The organism is Pseudarthrobacter sp. PS3-L1, from assembly GCF_030063285.1.
Lineage (GTDB): Bacteria > Actinomycetota > Actinomycetes > Actinomycetales > Micrococcaceae > Arthrobacter.
In genome coordinates this window covers 909,998-930,824 of sequence record NZ_JASISU010000001.1, presented here as the reverse complement: position 1 = coordinate 930,824, position 20,827 = coordinate 909,998, and the positions used below count along the sequence as shown (strand labels likewise).

Genomic DNA, 20,827 nt, shown 5'->3' with positions numbered 1-20,827 from the left:
GGGTACTTCCCGTTGCTACCAGAGTGATGGAAGACTGCCCACAAGTCGCTCGTACATGGCCAGTGCGGAACCATCCGTCAGTGATGCAATCTGGTCAACCACCACGCGCAACCTATCCGCGTCGTCGGCGGCGTCCCGCCAGTCAGCGGCGAACATCGGCTCAAGGTGCCTGTCTCCAGTGGCATTGAGCGTAGTGACAAGCGCATGGAGAACCTCGCGCTGGCGCTCGTAGATGGGCTGCCGGTGTTCGGTGGTCATGACGAACGTTGTTGCCAGGCCCTTCATGACAGCGATTTCCATCACCGTCTCATCCGGCACCACCAGTTCCGCGTTGTATCGAGTGAGGTTTGCTGGGCCGTAAATGTTCCTTGTCGTTTCCAGGGCGCTCTGGCAGAACCTGCCAATCAACTGGCTGGTCATGTTTTTCAGGGCGCCCATGGATTTACGGCTGCCGTCTGCTTCCCGGACCCAGACGTCGGTAGCCTCAAGCCGTGCGAGAGCTGCGTCGATAGCGGCGGGATCGTTGTGCGGCAGGTACCACTGGCGTGCGTAGCCTACTACCCTGGCGCGGTGGTCGGGGTTGCTCATCCAACCAAGCTGGAAGTGACCGGCCACAATAGCGTCTTCAACGTCGTGGACGGAGTAGGAAATATCATCAGCCAGGTCCATCACCTGGGCTTCAAGGCACGTGCGCTGGCTGGGGGCTCCTGCACGCAACCATTCGAAGATGGGCAGGTCATCCTCATAGACACCAAATTTGCTGGTGCGAGCCCCATGCACCACGGGAGCGTCGACGGCGGACCACGGGTATTTCGCCGCGGCATCTAGGCTGGCGCGGGTCAGGTTCAGGCCTGCGGGCTTACCGCCAGCGTCCAGGACCTTGGGCTCGAGCCTGGTCAGGAGGCGCAGGGTCTGCGCGTTCCCCTCGAACCCGCCGATTGCGTGTGCCATCTCGTTGAGTGCGGATTCCCCATTATGGCCAAAGGGCGGGTGCCCCAGATCATGGCTTAGGCAGGCAGTGTCGACCACGTCAGGGTCGCAGCCCAGCGTCCGCCCCAGTTCCCGGCCCACCTGGGCAACTTCAAGGCTGTGTGTGAGCCGAGTCCGGACAAAATCGTCTGTATCCGGTGCCACCACCTGGGTCTTGGCACCGAGCCGTCGAAGCGCCGAGGAGTGCAGCACCCGGGCCCGGTCGCGTTCAAAGTCGGAGCGGTAGGTCGTCTTTGGCGGTTCTTCCACCCATCGGGCAGAATCGCGGGGCTCATAACCAGCCACCACGGGCGTCATCTCACTGCGGGCCACCTCAACCACCCGAAACATCCAGTTCCGCCGCGGAAATGTCCTTGGACTGGGCGGTATTCAGATGACGGTCCAGCAGCCAGTCCTTGGGCAGCGCAGGCTGCTTGGGCGAGCCTGCACGCCCACGGGGGCCCTCCGCGTCAGAGCCCGGGTAGGGCGAATCCGTGTCCAGCTGGTCAAGGTAACCCTGCAGGACCTCAAGGGTGGTGACGCTGGCAAGCTTGGTTCGGAGCTCGCTGCCCACCACGTACCCCTTGAAATACCAGGCCATGTGCTTACGGATTTCCCGCAGTGCCTTGTACTCATCATCGAAGGTTTCCACCATCAGCTGCGCATGGCGGTAGACACCTTTGGCAACTTCTTTCAGGCCTGGCCGGTGCCGAGTATCACTGCCCTCGAAGGCTGCCTGCAGGTCGCCGAAAAGCCACGGCCTGCCTTGGCAGCCGCGGCCGACCACCACGCCGTCAACACCTGTCTCGCGCACCATCCGCACAGCATCTTCAGCGGACCAGATATCACCGTTGCCCAGGACGGGAATATCCGGCAGGGTCTCCCGAAGCCGGGCAATGGCCGCCCAATCAGCCTGGCCCGAATAGAACTGGGCAGCGGTACGGCCATGCAGGGCAACCGCTGCTACCCCTGAGTCACGGGCAATACGTCCTGCTTCCAGGTACGTTAGGTGGTCATCGTCGATTCCCTTGCGCATCTTGATGGTCAGGGGAACGTTGCCGTGGGCTGCCTCCCGCACTGCTGTCTGGACAATGGAGGTGAAGAGGTCAATCTTCCAGGGCAGGGCTGCGCCTCCGCCACGGCGGGTCACCTTGGGCACCGGGCAGCCAAAGTTGAGATCGATGTGATCGGCGCGATCCTCCTCGACGAGCATCCGCACAGCCTGGCCAACTGTTACGGGATCCACACCGTAGAGCTGTACCGACCGGACTTTTTCGTCGTCGTCGTGCGAGATGATCCGCAGGGATTCGGGGGTCCGTTCCACCAGTGCGCGGGACGTCACCATTTCGGCCACATAGAGTCCACCACCGTACTCTCGGCAGAGGCGCCGGAAGGCGGAATTGGTGATGCCCGCCATGGGCGCCAGGATCACCGGGGTGTCCACGGTGATGGGGCCAAGCTTCAGGGGCGGAAGTTCCAGCTTGGGGGCAGGAGGAGTTGCAGTAACAGTCACCCCTCCATTATCGCAAAGTCGGGCAAATCGGCGAAGGCGGGTGTGGAAACGAAGGTCCTGCCGTTCCCCGGGCCCCCTTCCTGCCTAGCCCCGGTCAGCCCGCCTCCCACGGCGCGTGGGCTGCCCACCCGCCACGTCTGGCCCCGCCTGGCCCCGTTGATCAGCACCCTGGGCGGGAACCCCGACGACGGCGGGACCGCCAGGCAGCGATCCAGCCGCCAGCGCGGCGGGCACCAGCGCGGGGGTAGCCGGTCCGCCGTCGGACAGTTGAGCGCCCCGGATACCGGTGGCCTTGACCACCAGGACGGCAATCAGGGTGGTCACCGGGATGGCCAGGACCAGCCCGACAGAGCCCACCAGGGTCCGGATGACTTCCTCGGAAAGCTCCGAACTGGTCAGCGCCTCGCCCAGGGGCCTGTCGTAGAGCATCACGATAATGAGGGTGGGCAGCGCCGCTCCGGCGTAGGCAAAAGCGATGGTGTAGACAGTGGAGGCAATGTGATCGCGCCCAATGCGCATCGCCGCAGTGAACAGCTTCCGGGCGCTAGTTCCTGGCGCCAACTCGTAGAGTTCCCACACAGCGGACGACTGTGTAATGGTGACGTCGTTGAGCACGCCCAGGCCTGAGATGATCAACCCACACAGGATGATGCCGGAAATCGAAATGTTGCTCGACATGTTCCCCAGCGTCACCGCATTCTCGCTGCCCGTTCCGACCAGATTCGCGGCATCGGTGGCCCATGCGGCCAGGAGCGCGGTGATGGCCAGCCCAAACATGGTCCCCAGCAGCGCCGTTGAGGTGCGGGCCGAGAAGCCGTGGGCAAAGTACAGCACGCCCACCATGATCACCGTGGAGCCCACCAGGGCCAGCAACAACGGTGGCTTGCCCTCCACCAGCCCGGGCAGCATGAAGGAAACCAACACAAAATATGCCCCCACCAACCCAATCAGCGCCCGGAATCCCCGCCACCGCGCCACGGCAATGACCACGACGGCGTACAGGACAGCCAGCAATGCGATGGGCAGGGTGCGGATGAAGTCCACAAAAATGTAGCTGGGTGCACCTTGGGCGCCGCTGGCACCCTGGGCAGTTGTGAGGTTCAGGTAGCGGATGCTGTCACCAGCGTTCACTTCTCCTGTGCGGGCCACGTCCGGATTGATCACCACTTTTACAGGGCTCCCGCCAACATCCGGCTCGGTATAGGCGAACATGCATTCTGTTCCAGAGGGACGTTCAGCTGTGCCGTCGGTGGTGGCTGGCGTTCCCTGCGTACACGGCTCGGTGACGACCCGCTGGATGGTCCCGGTGTCGAAAGTGACGCCCGGCGCTGCAGAGTATGGACTGGCAAGCGTGATGGACTCCCGGTCGCCCGAGGGCCACATCATGGCCATCGCAGCGAGTGTCAGCAGCGTCAGCGGGATCAGGATCACGGCAAGGATCCGGTTTGCCCTGCGCCGTGCGGCAATCGCTTGGGCAGTGGGCTCCGAAGTACCGTCATGGGTGTGTGAGTGACCGGCGCCCATCAGCAGTAAGACCTCATGCAGGAAACTCTACGTGGGGCACCATAGGCTTGGTGAATTCACCGTCAGGATCAGGGAGGGCCACCATGGCAGAGGGAAAGACCGAAGACAACAGGAGATCGGAGTATGGCTTTCCGTTCCCGGAAGCTCCCTTCGCGCACCGCCCCCACCTCACAGTGCAGGCAGCACAGGGCTCCACCCGGGGCGTGGTCCTGGTCCTCCATGGAGGGCGATCCAAAAGCACCGAACCCGTCCAGGCACGGCACCTGAGCCCGGCCCGGATGGTCCCTTTTGCACACAGGCTCCACCGCGAGGGAAGCAGCCTAGGCCTGGCCGTTTGGCGGCTGCGTAACAGCGTCCGCGGCTGGAACGGTGCGGACATGTCCCCCCTGCGCGATGCCCGGTGGGCACTTGCCCAGATTCACGAAAAGCACCCGGGGGTCCCCATCTTCCTGCTGGGCCACTCCATGGGCGGCCTGACTGCCCTGTGCGCCGCAGACGATCCAGCGGTGGACGCCGTGGTGGCACTGGCGCCGTGGGTCAGCGGGGAAACCCCCGCGGAACGGACAACAGGGCGCAAGGTCCTCATTGTCCACGGCACTACCGACAAGTGGACAAGCCCCAGCGAATCGCTGGCCTATTCCCGCCGGGCAGCAGGTAATGCCGCTGCCATGCGCTATGTCTCCCTTGAGGGAGCCGGGCACTTCATGCTCAGCCGCGTGGGGCTGTGGCACTCCCTCGCCACCGATTCTGTGCTGGCGGCCTTTGCTGCCAAAACCGGGGTAGCCGTTCCAACCTCAACGACGCTGCAGGAGACTTTCCCGACCTCGGCTGGAGAAGTAAGCCTGTGAGCAACTTCCCTCTACCCGAGTTCATGGTCGGCTTTGTCTGGTCCGTTGTGGCCGTCGTGGTTGTCCTTGTCATCACCTATGCAGTGGCAGTGCGGCAGGGCAGGCACTCCGTCATGGACATTGCCTGGGGACTTGGCTTTGTGGTCATCGCCGCAACATCCTTCATTTCCTCCGCAGGAGCAGGAGATGAGTTGCGTCGCTGGCTGCTCCTCATCCTTACAGCGGCCTGGGGCCTGCGGCTTGGTCTCCATATCGCCTGGCGCGCCCGGGACGGCCACGAGGATCCGCGGTACACGGCCATGCTGGAGCCGGCCACAGGATCCCGCAATGTCTATGCCTTGGGCAAGGTCTACCTGCCCCAGGGGCTGACCATGCTGTTTGTCTCCCTCACCCTCCAGGTGGGCATGTTCGCGACGGGAGCCGTTGGTTTCATCGCCTGGCTGGGAGTCTTCGCCTGGGGCGTGGGACTTTATTTCGAGGCGGTCGGAGACCGCCAACTCGCCGTCTTCAAGAAAGACAGCACCAACCGGGGCAAAGTGCTGGACACAGGCCTGTGGCGCTATACCCGGCATCCAAACTACTTTGGCGACGCAGCAGTGTGGACAGGCCTTTTCTTGGTCGCGGCCGATTCCTGGCCCGGCATCCTCACCGTCCTGTCCCCCGCACTGATGATCTGGGCGCTCTCCAGCCGCACAGGAAAACCGCTGACCGAAAAGGCAATGTCCGGCCGGCCCGGACACAAGGAATACGTTGCACGCACCAGCGGTTTCTTCCCCCTCCCGCCCAGGAAAAACTGACCTTCCATGCCCCACCCTTCCCGCACCTCAGGAGAATCCATGGCCTGGCGACCAGCCTCCAATGACCGCTTTTACCGGATGATTGTCAGGACCGGCCAGTCACTGCGCCGGGTCTTCGGCGTCCGGTTCATCGTTACGGGCGAGGATCGGCTCCCACCTGCCACACCGTCGTCGGGGCCTTCCCGCATGCCTGTGCCGGGGCAGGGTGCCATCATTGCGATCACCCACTTCGGCTACCTGGACTTTGCCGTGGCGGAGCTGGTGCTGTGGAAAAAAACCAGGGCCCAGTTGCGCTTTATGGTCCATCAGGGCGCGGCGGATCACTGGATTGCCGGCCCAGCAGTGAGCGCGTCCGGACACGTGGTGGTTGGCTACAACGATCGGTCCCTGGCCTATGACCAGGCCGTCGCAAAACTGAAGGCGGGAGAATACCTGGCAATCCTGCCCGAAGCCGGGGTGAGCCGCAGCTTCAAGGTACGCGAATGCCGCACCGGCGCGGTCCGCATGGCCGCAGAGGCAGGGGTGCCCGTCATTCCTGTCTCAGTGTGGGGTGCGCACCGCCTGCTCACCCGTGGGCACGGCTTCTCGATCCGGAGAGCCTGGCGGGCACCAGTGCGTGTCCACGTCGGAGAGACCCTCAGGTACGCCCCTGATGCCGCCATCGAGCCTGAAACCGAGCGGTTGCGCAGCATCCTCCAGCAGGGCATTGACCGGGCCACTGCTGATTTCCCGATGGACGTGTCCCCGGGCGCCTGGTGGATGCCTGCGGACAGTGGCGGCAGCGCCCCCTCCGAGGACGAACGCCGCACCCTGGATGCCCAGGATGCGGCACGGGGCCGGCGGCGCGGTTCCCAGGCCCCCACCCCCTGACCCGGAGGAGGAGCGCTACCAGCAGTTTTGAAGGCTGACACCGAGAGGTGGCGCTTCCTTCCTCGTTGGGCTACTCGGCGACAATGAGCGTGTCCGGCGCAGCCAGCGTTGCCTTGCCGCCAGCCAGGAGGGGCTCGATGGCGGCACGCAACGCCGTCATTGAGTCATCCATTTCCACCATCACGGGATGCTGGTAGGCGAGGAGCGAGAGCATGTCGCGGACGGCTTCTGCTGCGTCTGTGGGATCAAGGTCAGGTTCATGCCCGACAAAAACATCCGTAGGGCGCTCCGGACCGGAGTCTTCTTCGGCAGCCTGCGGATCTGCTGCCTCTGCATAGCTGATCGCAAACGCGCGGATCCTGCCCTTGCGGGAGGGCGCCACGCCGGCGCCGAACGCTGACGCCGGACGCGCCCGCAGGACCAGGGCGCCATGGGCACCCGTGAGGTCGTCAAGGAACTGCCGCTGTACCTGGCCCATAGAAATCACTCCCGGCGAGTCCCAGCTGTGGATCGAGCTGTAATACCTGCCCACCACATCCGTCAGTTCAACAGAGCCGGTAGCCAGGTCCATGACAATGTCGGAGCCGGCATCCTCGCCCTGCCCGGTGGCACCGTCGGAAGAACCGAAGACAGGCAGGCTCAGGGCTGCCGGTTGAACCACCACCAGACGGGACCGTTGGATCGGTGCCAGTCCAGCGAACGCTGCAAAGGCTGCTCCGGGAGTTTCGCCAATCACCTTGGCGCGAAGCCTGGTGACTCCCGACGGCGAATCGCTGGCCTCCGCTCGCAGCATCCGCAGCAACGTGCTGCCGATGCCGGAGCGGCGATGATCGCGCGCCACCTCGATGTAGGCCCAGAGCCGTTCGGTGTGCAGGCTTGCCTCATAGACGACACCTGCCCCGACCGCAACGGCAATGCCGTCAACAACGTCCTCGGCAACAATGCAGCGTCGCCAGGGCGCTCCCGGTGTGCCAGCGGAGGAGACGGCCAGGGCACTGCGGAAGTACCTGGCCTGGTAATTGTCCGGGTCGCCCCAGATGGCCAGCAGTTCAAGGTCATCGCCGTCACGCCATGCGCGGTAGGAAATGGCCATGCTCAGGCTCCAATCAGCCGTGCGGCCAGGTAGCCCTCCACCTTGTCCAGGGAGACGCGCTCCTGGCTCATGGTGTCGCGTTCGCGGATGGTGACGGCCTGGTCCTCGAGGGTCTCGAAGTCCACTGTGATACAGAACGGCGTACCGATCTCATCCTGGCGACGGTAACGCCTGCCGATTGCCCCGGCATCATCGAAGTCGATATTCCAGTTTTTGCGCAGCTGCGCGGCCAGTTCCTTGGCTTTGGGCGAGAGTGACTCGTTGCGGCTCAGCGGCAGCACGGCGGCTTTCATGGGCGCAAGCCGCGGATCCAGCTTCAGGACTGTACGGACGTCGACGCCGCCCTTGGAGTTGGGAGCCTCGTCTTCGGTGTAGGCATCAATGAGGAAAGCCATGAACGAGCGGGTCAGGCCCGCAGCAGGCTCAATGACATAGGGCGTGTAGCGTTCGTTTGTCGCCTGGTTAAAATAGCTGAGGTCCGTGCCGGAGGCCTTGGAATGCGTGCTCAGGTCAAAGTCCGTCCGGTTGGCAACGCCCTCCAGCTCTCCCCACTCGGACCCCGTGAAGCCAAACCTGTATTCAATGTCGGTGGTGCCCTTGGAGTAGTGGCTGAGCTTTTCAAGCGGGTGCTCAAAGAAGCGCAGGTTCTCTTCCTTGATGCCCAGGCCGGTGTACCAGGACATGCGTTCCGTCATCCAGTACTGATGCCACTCTTCATCGGTGCCCGGTTCGACAAAGAACTCCATTTCCATCTGCTCGAATTCACGCGTACGGAAAATGAAGTTTCCCGGTGTGATCTCGTTCCTGAAGGATTTGCCGATCTGCCCGATGCCAAACGGTGGCTTTTTCCGGGCAGTGGTGAGGACGTTGTTGAAGTTCACGAAGATGCCCTGCGCAGTCTCTGGGCGCAGGTAGTGCATGCCTTCTTCGCTGGCAACGGGCCCCAGGAATGTCTTGAGCAGCCCGGAGAACTCCTGCGGCTCGGTCCATTCGCCGCGGGTACCGCAGTTGGCGCAGGCAATGTCCTTCAGCCCGTTCTCTGCTGGCCGGCCTTTCTTCTCCGCGTACTCTTCCTCCAGGTGGTCAGCACGGTAACGCTTGTGGCACGACATGCACTCCACCAGGGGATCGGAGAAGACATCCACGTGGCCGGATGCTTCCCAGACCTGGCGGGGCAGGATGACTGATGAGTCGAGTCCCACAACGTCTTCACGGCCGCGGACCATGGACTGCCACCACTGGCGCTTGATGTTTTCTTTGAGTTCGGCTCCCAGGGGTCCGTAGTCCCAGGCAGAACGCGAGCCTCCGTAGATTTCACCAGCCTGGAAAACGAATCCCCGCCTCTTCGAGAGGGAAATGACCTGGTCAAGAACGGATTTTGCTGCCATGGGTACTCCAATGATCTACCGGGCCGCTGGGTGCGGTCCGCGCTGTGGTCCCCCGGATGCGGCAGGGCGCCGGACCGGGGTGCTGTGCGTTGTGGGTTGCAGGAAAACTGCTTGCTCCAGCCTACCGGCCCGCGCGGCCCATGGCTCCACGCGGCCAGGGCAGCGTGGCCAGGACAATGGCGACCAGGGTCAGCAGCGTTCCCAGGATGGTCGCTGGAGCAATGACAGTCCCGGGTGAGGGGACGATCAGGTCGAGCGCCAGCGAACCCAGAAGTTGGCCCGCAATCATGCCAAGCCCTGTGACAAGCACTCCCAGGCTGCGCACCAACAGGGCACCTAACCCGATAAAAACACATCCCATGGGACCGCCCAGGTAGTACCACCACTCTCCCGGCAGGGGATTGCCGACCCCGGCGACAACAGCCTTGATCCCCCAGGCAATCCAGAGCACCGTGGCGCCGGCAATGAAGTTCATCAGCGTGGCGGCCAGGGGCGTGCCGTAGTGCACAGTGGCTGTTCCGTTCATGGCCTGCTGGAAACTCATCATGAATCCCGCAAGGATCGGGAGCAGCAACGGAAGGATCAGGGCGCCGAGACCGCCTTCAGATCCGGTGGCCGCACCCAGCCTGGGTGAGACTGCCCAGGCGACGGCGGCGACTGTCAGGATGCAGCCCACCACCCGGATCCCGGTGACCCGCTTCCGGCCCGCCGGACCCAGGCCGAGCCGATCCACGAGCAACCCGCTGACGGTCTGGCCGGTAACGGCCGCAACAGTGAACAGTGCGACGCCAAGAATGCCGACAGTAAAGGACTGGGCAAAAACAAACAGGCCTCCGATGGCACCGGCAAGAGCGTAGATGCGCGGGAACTCCCGCTCACGGAGCGCTGGGATGATCCGGGAAGCACCCGCCCGACCCCGCGGCAGTACCAGGCAGATGACGGCCATCAGAAGCAGGCCGGTACTGAAACTGACCAACGCCGCCGCAATGCCGTCGTCGAGCTTGACACCCAATGCACCGTTGATCCGTCCCTGGACGGGAATGGCAAGACCCGCCGAAACGGCGAGGAGGAGGCCCACGGGGAGAGGCAGGCCTGTCTTGGCGGTCACGCGGGGAGCCTCCGGTCGGGCATCATTGGCAGTATGGATAAGCAGGACATTGAAGTAATTACGCTCCGGGACGACATGATTCGGTTGGGCCAGCTGCTGAAGCTGGCGAACCTGGTGGAAGACGGGGTTGAGGCTGCGGACATGATCCGCAACGGCCTAGTCAAGGTTAACGGAGACATCGACGAACGGCGAGGCCGCCAGTTGCATAATGGTGACACTGTCACAGCGGGTGGACGGACAGTCAGGATCAGTGCACCCCTGGTGAGCTGATCCTGACGGCCAACTGTTATCACAGCTGAGCGTCCATCAGGCGGATTCCGGTTGGCTGTATCCAGCCGACGGAGACAGGTTTTCAGCCCTTGAGGACCTCATGGGTCAGGAACTCGCCCACATGGCCTATCTCCTGCGCGTTGATGCCGTGCCACATACCCGTGTAGAGCACTTTGGTCAGCTTCACGTGTGGCCGGAGCCAGGCCATGGTGTAGTCGATTTTGTCTGCCGGAATCACCGGGTCCTGCTGGTCGCGGCCCCAGAAAAAGGGGACGGATCCGGAGAGCAGGTCATCCTGGGCACCCAGTTCGGTACTGCTCCCAACATCCACCACAAAACCAGACAGCCCGACGACGGCGGCATAGTCCGAGGGACGGCGCCGCAGCAGGGTGGTCGCCATGGCCATTCCCTGGGAAAAGCCCAGCAGCGTGACAGAGGAATGGTTGGCACGGATACCGTCCAGCCACGTTTCCAGGTGGTCTGCCGCCCGGGTTACTGCATCAATGGAAAAATCAAGGGCAGCGGTCAGCGGAAACCAGCTGAAGCCCGATCCGAGATCCAAGGGTGCGCGCACGGACGCCACCGCAAACGCATCCGGCAGCATTTCCGCCAGGCTTAGGAGATCGTTTTCGTTGGCGCCATAGCCGTGCAGGAGGATGAGCAGCGGTTTTCCGGCCTGGTCAGCGTTGGGTGTGGCCCACATGACTGTGGGTTCGGGAAATAGATCGGCTGAAGTCATGGTTCCTATTCTTGCAGCTGCCCTGTCAGCCAAACCTTCGGTGGCGTAGCGTGAGCTGGCAGGGCAGGATTTAAACGTGATTAAGAACGAGGCTGGCCAGGATATGACGGACCGCGGGACAGAACTTCCCACAACAGGCATCGGCGAGAGTTTCGGCCTGGCCGACGACGGTTCAAGTCCCACCAGCGTGCAGCCTCACCCGTGGGGGCGTTATGTAGCCATGGGAGACTCGTTCACCGAGGGGATTGGGGACCCTGCGCCGACCCGCCCAGGTGGGTACAGGGGCTGGGCCGACAGGGTGGCCGAGGAACTGAGCCGCGGTCACGACGGCTTCGCCTATGCGAACCTGGCTGTGAGGGGACGCCTGCTCCAGCAGATCGTGGACCAGCAGCTGGCGGCGTGCCTGGCCCTGCGCCCGGACCTGGTAACGCTCTCCGCGGGCGGCAACGATCTGATCCGGCCCGGCGGCGACCCTGACGCCCTGGCAGAAAAACTCGACTCCGTGGTTCAGATCCTCAGCATGAATGGGGCCACTGTCGTGTTGTTCAACGGGCCAGATACCGGGTCCTCCGTTCTGGGACGCATTCGCGGAAAAATTGCTATCTACAACGAGAATCTCCGGACGGTGGCTGCGCGCCACGATGCCGTGATTGCCGACATGTGGTCCCTCCGCCAGCTCAGTGATCCACAGATGTGGGATGGGGATCGCCTGCACTTTTCACCGATGGGCCACCACACCATCGCTGCCATGGTCCTGGATTCACTGAACGTGGCGCATACGCTCGATCCGCTGGTGCCAAAACCGCTGCCGCAGGTCCCCTGGCGTGAGGCCCGCGGTAACGACCTCGTGTGGGCCCGGGAATACTTTGTCCCGTGGGTGGTCCGCCGCCTGACCCATCGGTCTTCGGGCGATGGCATCACAGCGAAGCGCCCCATTCCGGGTCCTGTTTTCGGTACCGGCGCACCGCTGGGATCCGGCGAGGGACCCCGCCCGGTGTGATCCACCGCGAAGGAGTGTCCGGCCGCGGTCAAGGACACATGGATCCGGCTGCTCCTGCGCTCTGGGCATAGCTACCAGCTGGCTTGCCAGTCCGCCGCTAAACTGGAGGGACCGCCAATGAGAGGTCCGTTCCAGTGAGCAGTCTGTTTCTGTGGATTATCATCTTGTCCTTCCTGATTCCCATGGCCATGCGCTGGTACCGGCGGTCCCAACTCAACCGCCGCAACCACGATGGTGTAGGCGGATTCCCCGGAACCGGCGGCCCCGGATTTGGAACGGGTCCCACCCGTAACCAGCCTCGCGACGGGTACACGCAGCAGGACTACATGGCAGGCGGTTTCCGGGAACTGGGCCAGCCCAAGCAGACTCCCCCGAGCCAGCCCTACCCACCTATGGGCGGGCCCTCCTTGGGCGACCCCTATGCCAGCGGGCAGAACCATGGCGGGCAGAACCATGGCGAGCAGCCCTCCGGTAACCAGCTGCCCAGCTATCCGGGACAACCAGCGCAGCCCAACTGGGGCACCCAGGGACAGCAGGACACGCAGGCAGGGCCAGGCGGCGGGACGGAACAGGCAGGCCCTGACCTGCCGACGTCGCCCGCCGGTCCCCAGGGCTTCCGGGCCCGAAAACTTGCTGAACTGGATGAGAAATACAGCGCCGGTGAACTCTCCATGGAGGATTACATGTCCCAACGCTCGGAGATCATGAAGGGCTAATATACGTGCGTCTGTGGGTCCGAAGTCCCGCACTTCGCCAACGGTACGATGCCGTCGGGATCACTGGCTAAGGTGCAGTCGCAAGGGTTCAGCCACCTGCGCAATATCCGTCAGGAAGGCGTCGTGGCCAATTCCTGCGCTGATCATATGGACGTCCACCGGTGTGGGGAGAGCCGCCGCAAGCGACTCTGACTCAGCAGGAAAGTAGAGCCGGTCCGAGGTGACGGCAGCAATGAAGAACTGGGCACTTGTCCTACCCAGTGCCTCGCCAAGGGTCCCCCGCCCGCGGGTGATGTCATGGCTCATGAGGGCCTCAGTGATGACCACATAGCTGTTCGCGTCGAAGCGGCCCACCAACTTGTTGCCCTGGTGATCCAGGTAGCTTTCCACTTGATAGCGCCCCCTCTGGGCAAGCGCCTGGGCCTGCAGCGGCTGTTCGAGCTGCTGGGGCTGACGGCCAAAGCGGTTATCAAGTTCCGCTGCGGAGCGGTAGGTGATGTGGGCGATGCGCCGTGCCAACGCCAACCCGGCGTCGGGCAACGGACCCCCATAGTAATCGCCGTCGTTGAAATCCCTGTCTTGCCTGATAGCAAGGGTCTGCGCCTGGGCAAAAGCGATCTGCTCCGCCGTGCTGGTTGGACCACATGCAATGACGCCGCATCGTTGGACGCGGTCAGGCCGGCTGATGGCCCACTCAAGAGCACGTGCACCGCCCAGTGACCCGCCCACAACAGCATGCCAGGTAGCGATGCCCAACTGGTCAGCCAACCGCTCTTCGACTTCCACCGTGTCCCGGAGGGTAATGAGGGGGAACCGTGAGCCCCAGGGGCGGCCATCCGGTGCAGTCGATGCTGGCCCGGTGGAGCCATAGCAGCCTCCCAGCATGTTCACGGAGACAACAAAAAATTTGGTAGTGTTCACCGGAGCACCAGGACCTACCAGCTCTTCCCACCACCCAGCGTCATCACTGTCACCCTGTGTGACGTGGGTACTGCCAGTAAGTGCATGGTGGATCAGGATCGCATTGGAAGAATCCGCGTTGAGCGCTCCCCACGTTTCGTAGGCCAGTGTCACATCAGGCAGGAATCCGCCCGCCTCAAGCTGCACTGGTCCAACGGAGGCAAATCTCAGGAGTCCGTCGTTCCCCTTGCCCGTGTGGCGTTGCGGCATCCCGGTGGCCGCTGGTTCAGAAGCGGCAGGTCCGGAAACAGCAGGTCCGGAGACAACCGGATCAGGACCACGACGGAGAGGCTCCCTCGTTGCGCCTGTTGGATCTGCGTGCGCGCCCATCGCCTGACCGGAAAGAAAAATACTCATGATAGTGACCTAGCCTCGCGCTTGCGCGCCGTCGGTTGAACGGCGCACCAGGTCCTCACCCGGGGCACCCCGCCGCAAGTGGAGGGTTGCCGGCCAGCAAGCCGGGGCTGTCGCTGGCACTCATGACCTGCACCGATTCTACGAAACCCTTGCCTCCGAATGCCAAGCGTGTGACCGGTTTGTGACTCCAGCAGATCGCGGCGCACGATATGAGGGGACGAGTGCGGGCCACGCCACTGCCAGCTGGGCAGCTGCAGTCCGCACCGCAGCTGCCCGCACCATGGAGGGCGCTAGCCTGCCGCTGTCTTGGCAGCGCGGAATCCGGCATCCAGGTCCGCAAGGATGTCATCTATGTGCTCCAGGCCCACCGAGAGCCGCACCATCCCTGGCAGCACGCCTGCAGTCGCCTGCTGCTCCGCCGTGAGTTGGCTGTGCGTGGTGGAGGCCGGGTGGATGACCAACGAGCGCACGTCCCCGATATTGGCCACATTGGAGTGCAGTTCAAGGGCATCCACGAAGGCCTGTCCGGCATCTGCTCCCCCGGGCAGGACAAATGAGACAATTGCGCCGGTGCCTCGCGGCCCGTATTTGCGGCCCCGCTCGTACCAGGGACTGGAGGCAAGTCCCGCGTAGGCGACGGATTCGACGTCGTCCCTGGCTTCGAGCCACTGCGCCACGGTGGTGGCGTTGGCCACGTGCCGTTCAACCCGCAGGCTCAGTGTTTCAAGTCCCTGGGCAATGAGGAACGCATTGAAGGGGGAGACGGACGGCCCAAGGTCGCGGAGCAACTGAACCCTGGCTTTGAGGATGTAGGACAGGTTGGCACCCAGGGCACCGTCAGCGCCCAGATCACGGGCATACACGAGGCCGTTGTAGCTGGGATCGGGGGTATTGAAGTTCGGGAACCGCTCTGGATCCTTGCTGAAGTCGAATTTTCCGGAATCGACGATAACGCCGCCGATTGCCGTTCCGTGGCCACCGAGGTATTTGGTGGCTGAGTGCACCACAATGTCCGCACCCCATTCCAAGGGACGGATCAGGTATGGCGTGGCAAGTGTGTTGTCTACTATCAACGGCACCCCGACCTCGTGCGCCACGGCGGAAATACCTTCGATTTCCAGGACATCCTGGCGGGGATTGGAGACTACTTCGCCGAAAAAGAGTTTGGTATTGGGCAGGGCAGCATCGCGCCACTGGTCCAGGTTGTCCAGGTCCGCCACGAACGTGACGCTGATACCGAACTTTTTCAGGGTGTGGGCCAGAAGGTTGTAGGTGCCGCCGTAGAGGCTGGGACTTGCTACAACATGGTCCCCCGACTCCGCCACGTTGAGGATGGCCAGCGTCGAGGCGGCCTGCCCGGAGCTCAGCAGCAGGGCGGCCAGGCCCCCCTCCAGGCTGGCGATCCGCTGTTCCACGGCATCCTGAGTAGGATTTCCGATCCGGGTATAGATGGGGTCCAGGTCCTTGAGCGCAAAACGGTTCGCTGCACTTTCGGCACTGGGAAAGACGAACGACGTCGTCTGGTAGATCGGTAGCGCCCTGGCACCGGTTGCGGTGTCGGGGCTCTGCCCGGCATGTATCTGACGGGTCTCAAATGACCATGAAGCGGACATGTTGCATCCTCCTTACAGGGCCCTGGTGTCGCTTCCGTGACACCGGGCGCGCTTGCCGCCGGCAATCACCGGACGGCCAGGTCCTCACCCGGGGCACCCCACCGCGGGTGGAGGGTTGCCGGCCAGCAAGCCGGGGCAATGCGCTGGCACTCATGACCTATATCCCCAGTGTAGGAACCAGATGGCCTGCCATGGCCATTGTGACGAAGGGAGAAAAACACTGGATCGAACCATCAGCTGAAAAAGTTAGGGTTACCTAAGCTGAGAGGCTGGTCACAAAGTGCCAAGATGATGGGCATGCGCATGGATCACGTTTCTTACGCCTGTGAAAAGGATGGCCTCGCGGCCACCACCGAGAGAATTGCTGGCGCCCTGGGCGTCGAGGCAGTCAGGGGCGGAGTGCACCCGCGCTTCGGTACCCGCAATATGATCATTCCCCTGTCCGGCCACAAATACCTTGAGGTCGTTGAAGTCCTGGCGCACCCCGCCTCGGACAAGGCGCCCTTCGGCCAGGCAGTCCGGGCGCGCTCCGAAGCTGGCGGCGGCTGGATGGGCTGGTGCGTCGAGGTGGACGACCTTGCACCGTTCGAGTCACGCCTGGGCCGCTCTGCCGTCAATGGCAACCGCAAGTTTCCGGATGGGCGCGAGCTGGTCTGGAAGCAGATCGGGATCTTGGGCCTGATTGCCGATCCCCAGGTGCCCTACATGCTCAAATGGGACGGCGACGATGCACTGCATCCGTCCAACGCCTACGAGAGCCACGTCAAGATGTCCAGCCTGACCATTGCAGGTTCTGCAGAACGCGTGACCGAGTGGCTGGGGGAACCCGTGGAGAAGCCGCTCGAGGACGTCGCAGTGAACTGGATGGCACCCAAGGGCACACCAGGAATCATGTCTGTGACATTCGAGACCTCGTCCGGGGCCGTGACCATCTAAGGCTTCATGGGTTCGTTCGCGGCCCAGGGCAAGATGGACCCGGCTCAGACACCGCTAGGTCATTCGACCGCCCGTGCGTGACTCCCCCAGGGGAGTCACGCACGGGCGGTCGCTTTTCTTGGCGCCGATTCCCTAGCCCAGCCCAACAAGGCGGCCAAAGAGGCTGAATCCCACAAATGCGAAAGTATCTAGGATTGCGTGGGCTATGACCAGGGGCATCACGCGCCGCGTCCGTGTGTACAGCCAGGCGAAAACCAGGCCCATCACGAAGTTGCCCACGAAGGGGCCGAAACCCTGGTAGAGGTGGTAGCTGCCGCGAAGGGCTGCGCTCACCACGATCGCTACAGGCGTGCGCCAGCCAAATTTTCCGAACCGGTCCATCAGGTATCCCACCACAATCACTTCCTCCACGATTCCGTGCCGAATCGCTGAGAGGATCAGCACCGGGATGGTCCACCAATAGGCATCCAGTGCACTTGGAATGATGGCCGTTGTGATGCCCAGCGCCCGGCCTGCAGCATAGAGGCCCAGGGAGGGAATGCCGATGAGCACGGCGAGGCCTGCGCCATGGAGTGCATCCTTGCCGGGGCGGCGAAGGTCGAATCCCACGGTGCGGAACGGAGACTTTCCCGAGCTGCCAAGTAGATACAGCACCAGTGCCACGGGAACCAGGGCAAAGACGATGTCCAGCATCTGGTAGGTAAGGTCGAAGTACTCGCGGCTGTTCCGTGAGGCATTAAGCGTTGATGTTCCTTCTGCCAGCGGAGCACGGCTGAGCTTGTCCAGGAGCTGCACTACCGAATAGACGGCGGACTGGCCCAGGGACAATCCAGAAACAATAAGTACTTCAATCCGCAGGCGGCGACGGGAGGCTGGCAGCATGGTTCTATCTTGCCTGTTGAAACCGATAAAGCGCTGGATGTGAACCGGTGGAGCCTAAGCTGGGAACGTGAGTGCACCCGGCAGAATATTCATGATCCGACACGGCCAATCGGCTGCCAACGTTGACCCCTCGATTTATGACAGGGTTCCTGACTACCGGATTCCGCTGACGGATCTGGGAATTTCTCAGGCAGTGGCGGCTGGCGAGCAGCTTCGCCGTGACCTGGACGGCCAGCCAATCAGCGTCTATGTCTCTCCCTATCTGCGCACTTACCAGACCCTTGAAGCCCTCAACCTTGGCGCGCTGGTGGACCGGGTTGTTGAAGAGCCGCGGCTCCGCGAACAGGACTGGGCTAATTTCCAGAGCGCTGCCGATATCGAGGAACAGCGGAAACTTCGCAACGCGTACGGACATTTTTTCTACCGGTTCCGTGAGGGAGAATCAGGCTCCGATGTCTACGACAGGACCTCGTCGTTCCTGGAGACCCTGCACAGGCATTGGGACCGGCCCAGCTATGCATCCAATACCCTTCTGGTGACCCACGGATTGACAATGCGCCTGTTTTGCATGCGATGGTTCCACTGGTCTGTGGAGTATTTTGAATCACTGAACAACCCGGACAACGCGGCCCTGCGCACACTTGTGCGCGGCCGCGATGGGAAGTATTCCCTTGATGAGCCCTTCACCCAGTGGGAAGCGCGAGGGGTAGCGGACTCGGTGCTTGATGCGCCACGCATGGACTTCTGATCTCGTCGGGGTGATGGATCGCCGCGGCACGCAGCTGGCGGAATCAGCGCTTACTGGAGCGCCCGACGTCGGACTTTCACCTGGCGCACAACGGCGCCTCTGTCAGCGCTTCCGCACCCCGGCCCGCCATACTGCGAATGTCAGCGGCATGCCGGGGCGGTAGGCCAGGTGCGTGGCAGAGGGCGCGTTCAGGAGGTGCACGTCTGCCCGGTGGCCAACCGCCAGTGAACCCACGGCCCGGTCACCGTCGGAATCGCTCCCCGTCTCCCGGTGCAGTGCGAGGGCACCGCCATAGGTGGCGGCCCTGACTGCTTCGTGAACGGAAAGGCCCATCTGAAGGACGGCTGTGGCCACGCAGAACGCCATGGAGGTGGTGTATGAGGTACCCGGGTTGCAGTTCGACGCCAGTGCAATCTGGACGCCCGCGTCCACCAGCTCACGGGCGGGTGCCAGCGGTGCCCTGGTGGAGAGGTCGCAGGCTGGCAGGCACGTTGCCACTGTTCCCCTGGTACCTGTTCCGGTGGCGGAATCCCACCCGGACCAGGTCTGCGCGAGGGTTGTGAGATCGGAAGTGGAGGTGAAATTGACGTGGTCCACGCTGGCGGCCCCGAGCTCTGCAGCCAGGGCAATTCCCTGTCCGTGACCAAGCTGGTTGCCGTGCACGCGGAGCCCGAGGCCCGCATCACGGCAGGCCAGAAGAACTGCCCGTGACTGCTCCGGAGAGAAGGCCCCCTGCTCGCAGAACACATCAGCCCACTGCACGTAGGGCCGCACAGCAGTGAGCATGGGACCACAGACCAGGTCGACGTAGTCATCTGCATCGCTGCCTGCCGGGACCAGATGCGCACCCAGAAACGTCACGGCGTCAGCGACAGTGGAGGCTATCCGTGCGCTGCGGGCCTCATCGTCAATTGTGAGGCCGTACCCGGTTTTGGTTTCCAGGAAGGTAGTCCCCTGTGACACGGCCTCATTGACCCTGCCCAAGGCAAGCCTGGTGAGGTCAAAATCTGCTGTGGCGCGCGTGGCCTCGGTACTCGTTCCGATCCCACCGGCGCTGTAGTGCTCCCCCGCCATGCGTGCGGTGAATTCGGCGGTCCTGTCACCGGCAAAGATGAGGTGGGTGTGTGAATCCACCCATCCTGGCAGGGCTGTCCGGCCGCCGGCATCGACTGCCTGATCGGCGGCGGGGGCCTGTGGTGCCTGCCCGATCCACGCAATCCGTTCACCGTCAAGGACCATGGCGGCGTCCCGGAGTACCCGCCGTTCGAGGTCCTGGGTCATCAGTTCGCCAATATTGGTAATCAGAGTGCTCATGAAACCATTCTTCAGCGCCGCGTGGACCAGCGGGTAGCAGCCAGCGCTGCGACAGTCTGGGATGCCGGACGCGCTGGCTCGGCCGCGCCGAGGTCTCCGCGGCCGAAAGCACCAAGGAATGCCAGGATCAGGCTGCTCGCCACCTCCGCAATTCCAGCAGAGGTCTGGAACCCGTAGCCACCCTGCCCGGCAAGCCAGAAGAAGCCCGGCGCCTCGGCATCAAACCCCACCACCGGCACACCGTCCGGGGCTTCAGTTCGCAGCCCGGTCCACGCCCTGTGGACACCCGTAATGCCCAGGTTGGTGACGCTGTTGATGAGAGCGACCACGGCGGTAACATCGCCGGGGACCGGCCGGGCGTCCTCGGGAATACTCGGAACGGACTCCGAAGGGGAAACCAGGACACGCTGGCCTTCCGGGCGGAAGTAGAACGAATCATCAGCTGCAGCCACCATGGGGCTGCCCTCCGGAAGGGGTGATTCGACGTCGACGATTGCCGCCGTGCGCCGATAGGGCTGTAGTTGGACCTTTTCCACTCCCGAAAGAACTGCGAGTTCATCGGCCCACGCTCCCGCCGCGTTCACCACCACATCTGCGTGCAGCCCGTGCTGGCCGGCGCCGATCTCCCAGCCCTGTCCCATCCGTTGAGCGGAGTGCACAGCGGAACCTGTCATGATGTGAACACCGCCAGCCTCTGCCCGCTGCCGGTAATCTGCCAGCAGCAGGTCGGCTTTGCAGCCAAACGAGCCCGTATCCAGTCCGGCGGCAGTGAACGATTCCGGCACCAGTGCCGGGCATAACAGCAAGGCCTCTGCGTGGCTGATGGGACGCATTGCCCCACTTGCTTCCGCCCTGACATGGTCCGCGTTCCCCACCAGCATGAAGCTCCGGGGCGTGAGCACCGGCACTGTCAGCTCGGTATCCCTGCGGGCAATGAGCTCTAGGGTCCGTACGGTGAGTTCCTGGACAGCCGGCGGGCCATAACTGGGAATCAACTGCTGGGCGGAGCGGGCAGACGTGTGGTAGGCCAAGGAATTCTCGGCCTCGACCAGGGCCACGGCACAGGTACCAGCCAGTGCAGATGCAAGGGACAGGCCAGCTATGCCGCCGCCAACAATCACAACATCGTAATGAACGCTCATAGCCTCATCCTCGCAGACTGCCCCGCCAAATCATTGCCAA

Annotated in this window: 20 protein-coding genes and 2 riboswitches; of the genes, 8 read left to right on the top strand and 12 right to left on the bottom strand. The window is 63.2% G+C overall.

The features are described from left to right. Positions 1-15 precede the first annotated feature (15 nt). The 3 genes from QMG79_RS04210 to QMG79_RS04200 form a co-directional block, all read right to left on the bottom strand. Positions 16-1,287 (bottom strand): deoxyguanosinetriphosphate triphosphohydrolase, encoded by a 1,272-nt coding sequence (locus QMG79_RS04210; protein ID WP_283537371.1) that lies wholly within the window; start codon positions 1,285-1,287, stop codon positions 16-18. 16 nt (positions 1,288-1,303) lie between these two features. Beyond that, positions 1,304-2,482 (bottom strand): tRNA dihydrouridine synthase DusB, encoded by a 1,179-nt coding sequence (gene dusB / locus QMG79_RS04205; RefSeq protein ID WP_283537289.1) that lies wholly within the window; start codon positions 2,480-2,482, stop codon positions 1,304-1,306. A gap of 84 nt (positions 2,483-2,566) precedes the next feature. Beyond that, complete coding sequence (locus QMG79_RS04200) at positions 2,567-4,006, bottom strand: YibE/F family protein (RefSeq protein ID WP_283537288.1); 1,440 nt, start codon at positions 4,004-4,006, stop codon at positions 2,567-2,569. A gap of 83 nt (positions 4,007-4,089) precedes the next feature. Here QMG79_RS04200 and QMG79_RS04195 point away from each other — a divergent pair, with 83 nt between their 5' ends. From QMG79_RS04195 to QMG79_RS04185, 3 genes are read left to right on the top strand one after another with little or no spacing between them, the layout of a single operon-like run. Next, complete coding sequence (locus tag QMG79_RS04195) at positions 4,090-4,854, top strand: alpha/beta hydrolase (protein ID WP_283537287.1); 765 nt, start codon at positions 4,090-4,092, stop codon at positions 4,852-4,854. Continuing rightward, the gene (locus tag QMG79_RS04190) at positions 4,851-5,651 is read left to right on the top strand and encodes a DUF1295 domain-containing protein (RefSeq protein ID WP_283537286.1); all 801 of its coding nucleotides are present in this window, start codon (positions 4,851-4,853) and stop codon (positions 5,649-5,651) included. The genes QMG79_RS04195 and QMG79_RS04190 overlap by 4 nt, the downstream gene beginning before the upstream one ends. Before the next feature lie 39 nt (positions 5,652-5,690). Continuing rightward, complete coding sequence (locus tag QMG79_RS04185; RefSeq protein WP_283537285.1) at positions 5,691-6,521, top strand: lysophospholipid acyltransferase family protein; 831 nt, start codon at positions 5,691-5,693, stop codon at positions 6,519-6,521. Positions 6,522-6,591: 70 nt separating this feature from the next. On the opposite strand, the gene QMG79_RS04180 is transcribed toward QMG79_RS04185, so the two are convergent. The 3 genes from QMG79_RS04180 to QMG79_RS04170 form a co-directional block, all read right to left on the bottom strand. After that, positions 6,592-7,614 carry a GNAT family N-acetyltransferase gene (locus QMG79_RS04180; protein ID WP_283537284.1) on the bottom strand — a complete coding sequence of 341 codons (1,023 nt, stop codon included), beginning with the start codon at positions 7,612-7,614 and terminating at the stop codon, positions 6,592-6,594. Between the two features lie 2 nt (positions 7,615-7,616). Next, entirely contained in the window at positions 7,617-9,002 is a 1,386-nt protein-coding gene (locus QMG79_RS04175; RefSeq protein WP_283537283.1) for a glycine--tRNA ligase, read from the bottom strand. 121 nt (positions 9,003-9,123) lie between these two features. Beyond that, the gene (locus tag QMG79_RS04170) at positions 9,124-10,110 is read right to left on the bottom strand and encodes a DMT family transporter (protein ID WP_283537282.1); all 987 of its coding nucleotides are present in this window, start codon (positions 10,108-10,110) and stop codon (positions 9,124-9,126) included. A gap of 33 nt (positions 10,111-10,143) precedes the next feature. Here QMG79_RS04170 and QMG79_RS04165 point away from each other — a divergent pair, with 33 nt between their 5' ends. Further along, positions 10,144-10,380: an RNA-binding S4 domain-containing protein gene (locus QMG79_RS04165; protein WP_283537281.1), complete on the top strand. Its 237-nt coding sequence runs from the start codon at positions 10,144-10,146 to the stop codon at positions 10,378-10,380. Between the two features lie 82 nt (positions 10,381-10,462). Here the strand turns inward: QMG79_RS04165 and QMG79_RS04160 are convergent, their stop codons facing one another. After that, positions 10,463-11,119 (bottom strand): alpha/beta hydrolase, encoded by a 657-nt coding sequence (locus QMG79_RS04160; RefSeq protein ID WP_283537280.1) that lies wholly within the window; start codon positions 11,117-11,119, stop codon positions 10,463-10,465. 220 nt (positions 11,120-11,339) lie between these two features. Between QMG79_RS04160 and QMG79_RS04155 the strand changes: the two genes are divergently transcribed. Together QMG79_RS04155 and QMG79_RS04150 are read left to right on the top strand one after the other, a co-directional pair. Next, positions 11,340-12,119, top strand: coding sequence for an SGNH/GDSL hydrolase family protein (locus tag QMG79_RS04155; protein WP_283537370.1), 780 nt, complete (start codon positions 11,340-11,342; stop codon positions 12,117-12,119). Positions 12,120-12,253: 134 nt separating this feature from the next. After that, positions 12,254-12,835 carry a hypothetical protein gene (locus QMG79_RS04150; RefSeq protein ID WP_283537279.1) on the top strand — a complete coding sequence of 194 codons (582 nt, stop codon included), beginning with the start codon at positions 12,254-12,256 and terminating at the stop codon, positions 12,833-12,835. A gap of 60 nt (positions 12,836-12,895) precedes the next feature. Here the strand turns inward: QMG79_RS04150 and metX are convergent, their stop codons facing one another. Both metX and QMG79_RS04140 read right to left on the bottom strand, forming a co-directional pair. Beyond that, entirely contained in the window at positions 12,896-14,005 is a 1,110-nt protein-coding gene (metX, locus tag QMG79_RS04145; RefSeq protein WP_283537369.1) for a homoserine O-acetyltransferase MetX, read from the bottom strand. A gap of 159 nt (positions 14,006-14,164) precedes the next feature. After that, positions 14,165-14,280: riboswitch (SAM riboswitch) on the bottom strand. A gap of 162 nt (positions 14,281-14,442) precedes the next feature. After that, positions 14,443-15,765, bottom strand: coding sequence for a bifunctional o-acetylhomoserine/o-acetylserine sulfhydrylase (locus QMG79_RS04140; protein ID WP_283537278.1), 1,323 nt, complete (start codon positions 15,763-15,765; stop codon positions 14,443-14,445). 43 nt (positions 15,766-15,808) lie between these two features. Continuing rightward, positions 15,809-15,923: riboswitch (SAM riboswitch) on the bottom strand. 139 nt (positions 15,924-16,062) lie between these two features. On the opposite strand from QMG79_RS04140, the gene QMG79_RS04135 reads away from it, so the two are divergent. Beyond that, the gene (locus QMG79_RS04135) at positions 16,063-16,701 is read left to right on the top strand and encodes a VOC family protein (protein ID WP_283537277.1); all 639 of its coding nucleotides are present in this window, start codon (positions 16,063-16,065) and stop codon (positions 16,699-16,701) included. Positions 16,702-16,833: 132 nt separating this feature from the next. Here QMG79_RS04135 and QMG79_RS04130 read toward each other — a convergent pair whose 3' ends face one another. Beyond that, positions 16,834-17,583, bottom strand: coding sequence for a CPBP family intramembrane glutamic endopeptidase (locus QMG79_RS04130; protein ID WP_283537276.1), 750 nt, complete (start codon positions 17,581-17,583; stop codon positions 16,834-16,836). A gap of 91 nt (positions 17,584-17,674) precedes the next feature. Here QMG79_RS04130 and QMG79_RS04125 point away from each other — a divergent pair, with 91 nt between their 5' ends. Continuing rightward, on the top strand, positions 17,675-18,331 hold the full coding sequence (locus tag QMG79_RS04125) for a histidine phosphatase family protein (protein WP_283537368.1): 657 nt from the start codon (positions 17,675-17,677) through the stop codon (positions 18,329-18,331). A 102-nt stretch (positions 18,332-18,433) separates the two neighbouring features. Here QMG79_RS04125 and QMG79_RS04120 read toward each other — a convergent pair whose 3' ends face one another. Both QMG79_RS04120 and QMG79_RS04115 read right to left on the bottom strand, forming a co-directional pair. Beyond that, the gene (locus QMG79_RS04120) at positions 18,434-19,645 is read right to left on the bottom strand and encodes an amidohydrolase family protein (RefSeq protein ID WP_283537275.1); all 1,212 of its coding nucleotides are present in this window, start codon (positions 19,643-19,645) and stop codon (positions 18,434-18,436) included. A gap of 11 nt (positions 19,646-19,656) precedes the next feature. Beyond that, on the bottom strand, positions 19,657-20,787 hold the full coding sequence (locus QMG79_RS04115; protein WP_283537274.1) for an NAD(P)/FAD-dependent oxidoreductase: 1,131 nt from the start codon (positions 20,785-20,787) through the stop codon (positions 19,657-19,659). Positions 20,788-20,827 lie beyond the last annotated feature (40 nt).

What these genes read in the sequence shown, in the direction of transcription:
- QMG79_RS04165 (WP_283537281.1), top strand. Translation starts at nt 10,144, where the DNA reads ATGGATAAGCAGGACATTGAAGTAATTACGCTCCGGGACGACATGATT.
- QMG79_RS04120 (WP_283537275.1), bottom strand. Translation starts at nt 19,645, where the DNA reads ATGAGCACTCTGATTACCAATATTGGCGAACTGATGACCCAGGACCTC.
- QMG79_RS04155 (WP_283537370.1), top strand. Translation starts at nt 11,340, where the DNA reads ATGGGAGACTCGTTCACCGAGGGGATTGGGGACCCTGCGCCGACCCGC.
- QMG79_RS04125 (WP_283537368.1), top strand. Translation starts at nt 17,675, where the DNA reads ATGATCCGACACGGCCAATCGGCTGCCAACGTTGACCCCTCGATTTAT.
- QMG79_RS04175 (WP_283537283.1), bottom strand. Translation starts at nt 9,002, where the DNA reads ATGGCAGCAAAATCCGTTCTTGACCAGGTCATTTCCCTCTCGAAGAGG.
- QMG79_RS04130 (WP_283537276.1), bottom strand. Translation starts at nt 17,583, where the DNA reads ATGCTGCCAGCCTCCCGTCGCCGCCTGCGGATTGAAGTACTTATTGTT.
- metX (WP_283537369.1), bottom strand. Translation starts at nt 14,005, where the DNA reads ATGCCGCAACGCCACACGGGCAAGGGGAACGACGGACTCCTGAGATTT.
- QMG79_RS04140 (WP_283537278.1), bottom strand. Translation starts at nt 15,765, where the DNA reads ATGTCCGCTTCATGGTCATTTGAGACCCGTCAGATACATGCCGGGCAG.
- QMG79_RS04210 (WP_283537371.1), bottom strand. Translation starts at nt 1,287, where the DNA reads ATGACGCCCGTGGTGGCTGGTTATGAGCCCCGCGATTCTGCCCGATGG.
- QMG79_RS04115 (WP_283537274.1), bottom strand. Translation starts at nt 20,787, where the DNA reads ATGAGCGTTCATTACGATGTTGTGATTGTTGGCGGCGGCATAGCTGGC.
- QMG79_RS04180 (WP_283537284.1), bottom strand. Translation starts at nt 7,614, where the DNA reads ATGGCCATTTCCTACCGCGCATGGCGTGACGGCGATGACCTTGAACTG.
- QMG79_RS04195 (WP_283537287.1), top strand. Translation starts at nt 4,090, where the DNA reads ATGGCAGAGGGAAAGACCGAAGACAACAGGAGATCGGAGTATGGCTTT.
- QMG79_RS04160 (WP_283537280.1), bottom strand. Translation starts at nt 11,119, where the DNA reads ATGACTTCAGCCGATCTATTTCCCGAACCCACAGTCATGTGGGCCACA.
- QMG79_RS04185 (WP_283537285.1), top strand. Translation starts at nt 5,691, where the DNA reads ATGGCCTGGCGACCAGCCTCCAATGACCGCTTTTACCGGATGATTGTC.
- QMG79_RS04135 (WP_283537277.1), top strand. Translation starts at nt 16,063, where the DNA reads ATGCGCATGGATCACGTTTCTTACGCCTGTGAAAAGGATGGCCTCGCG.
- QMG79_RS04200 (WP_283537288.1), bottom strand. Translation starts at nt 4,006, where the DNA reads ATGGGCGCCGGTCACTCACACACCCATGACGGTACTTCGGAGCCCACT.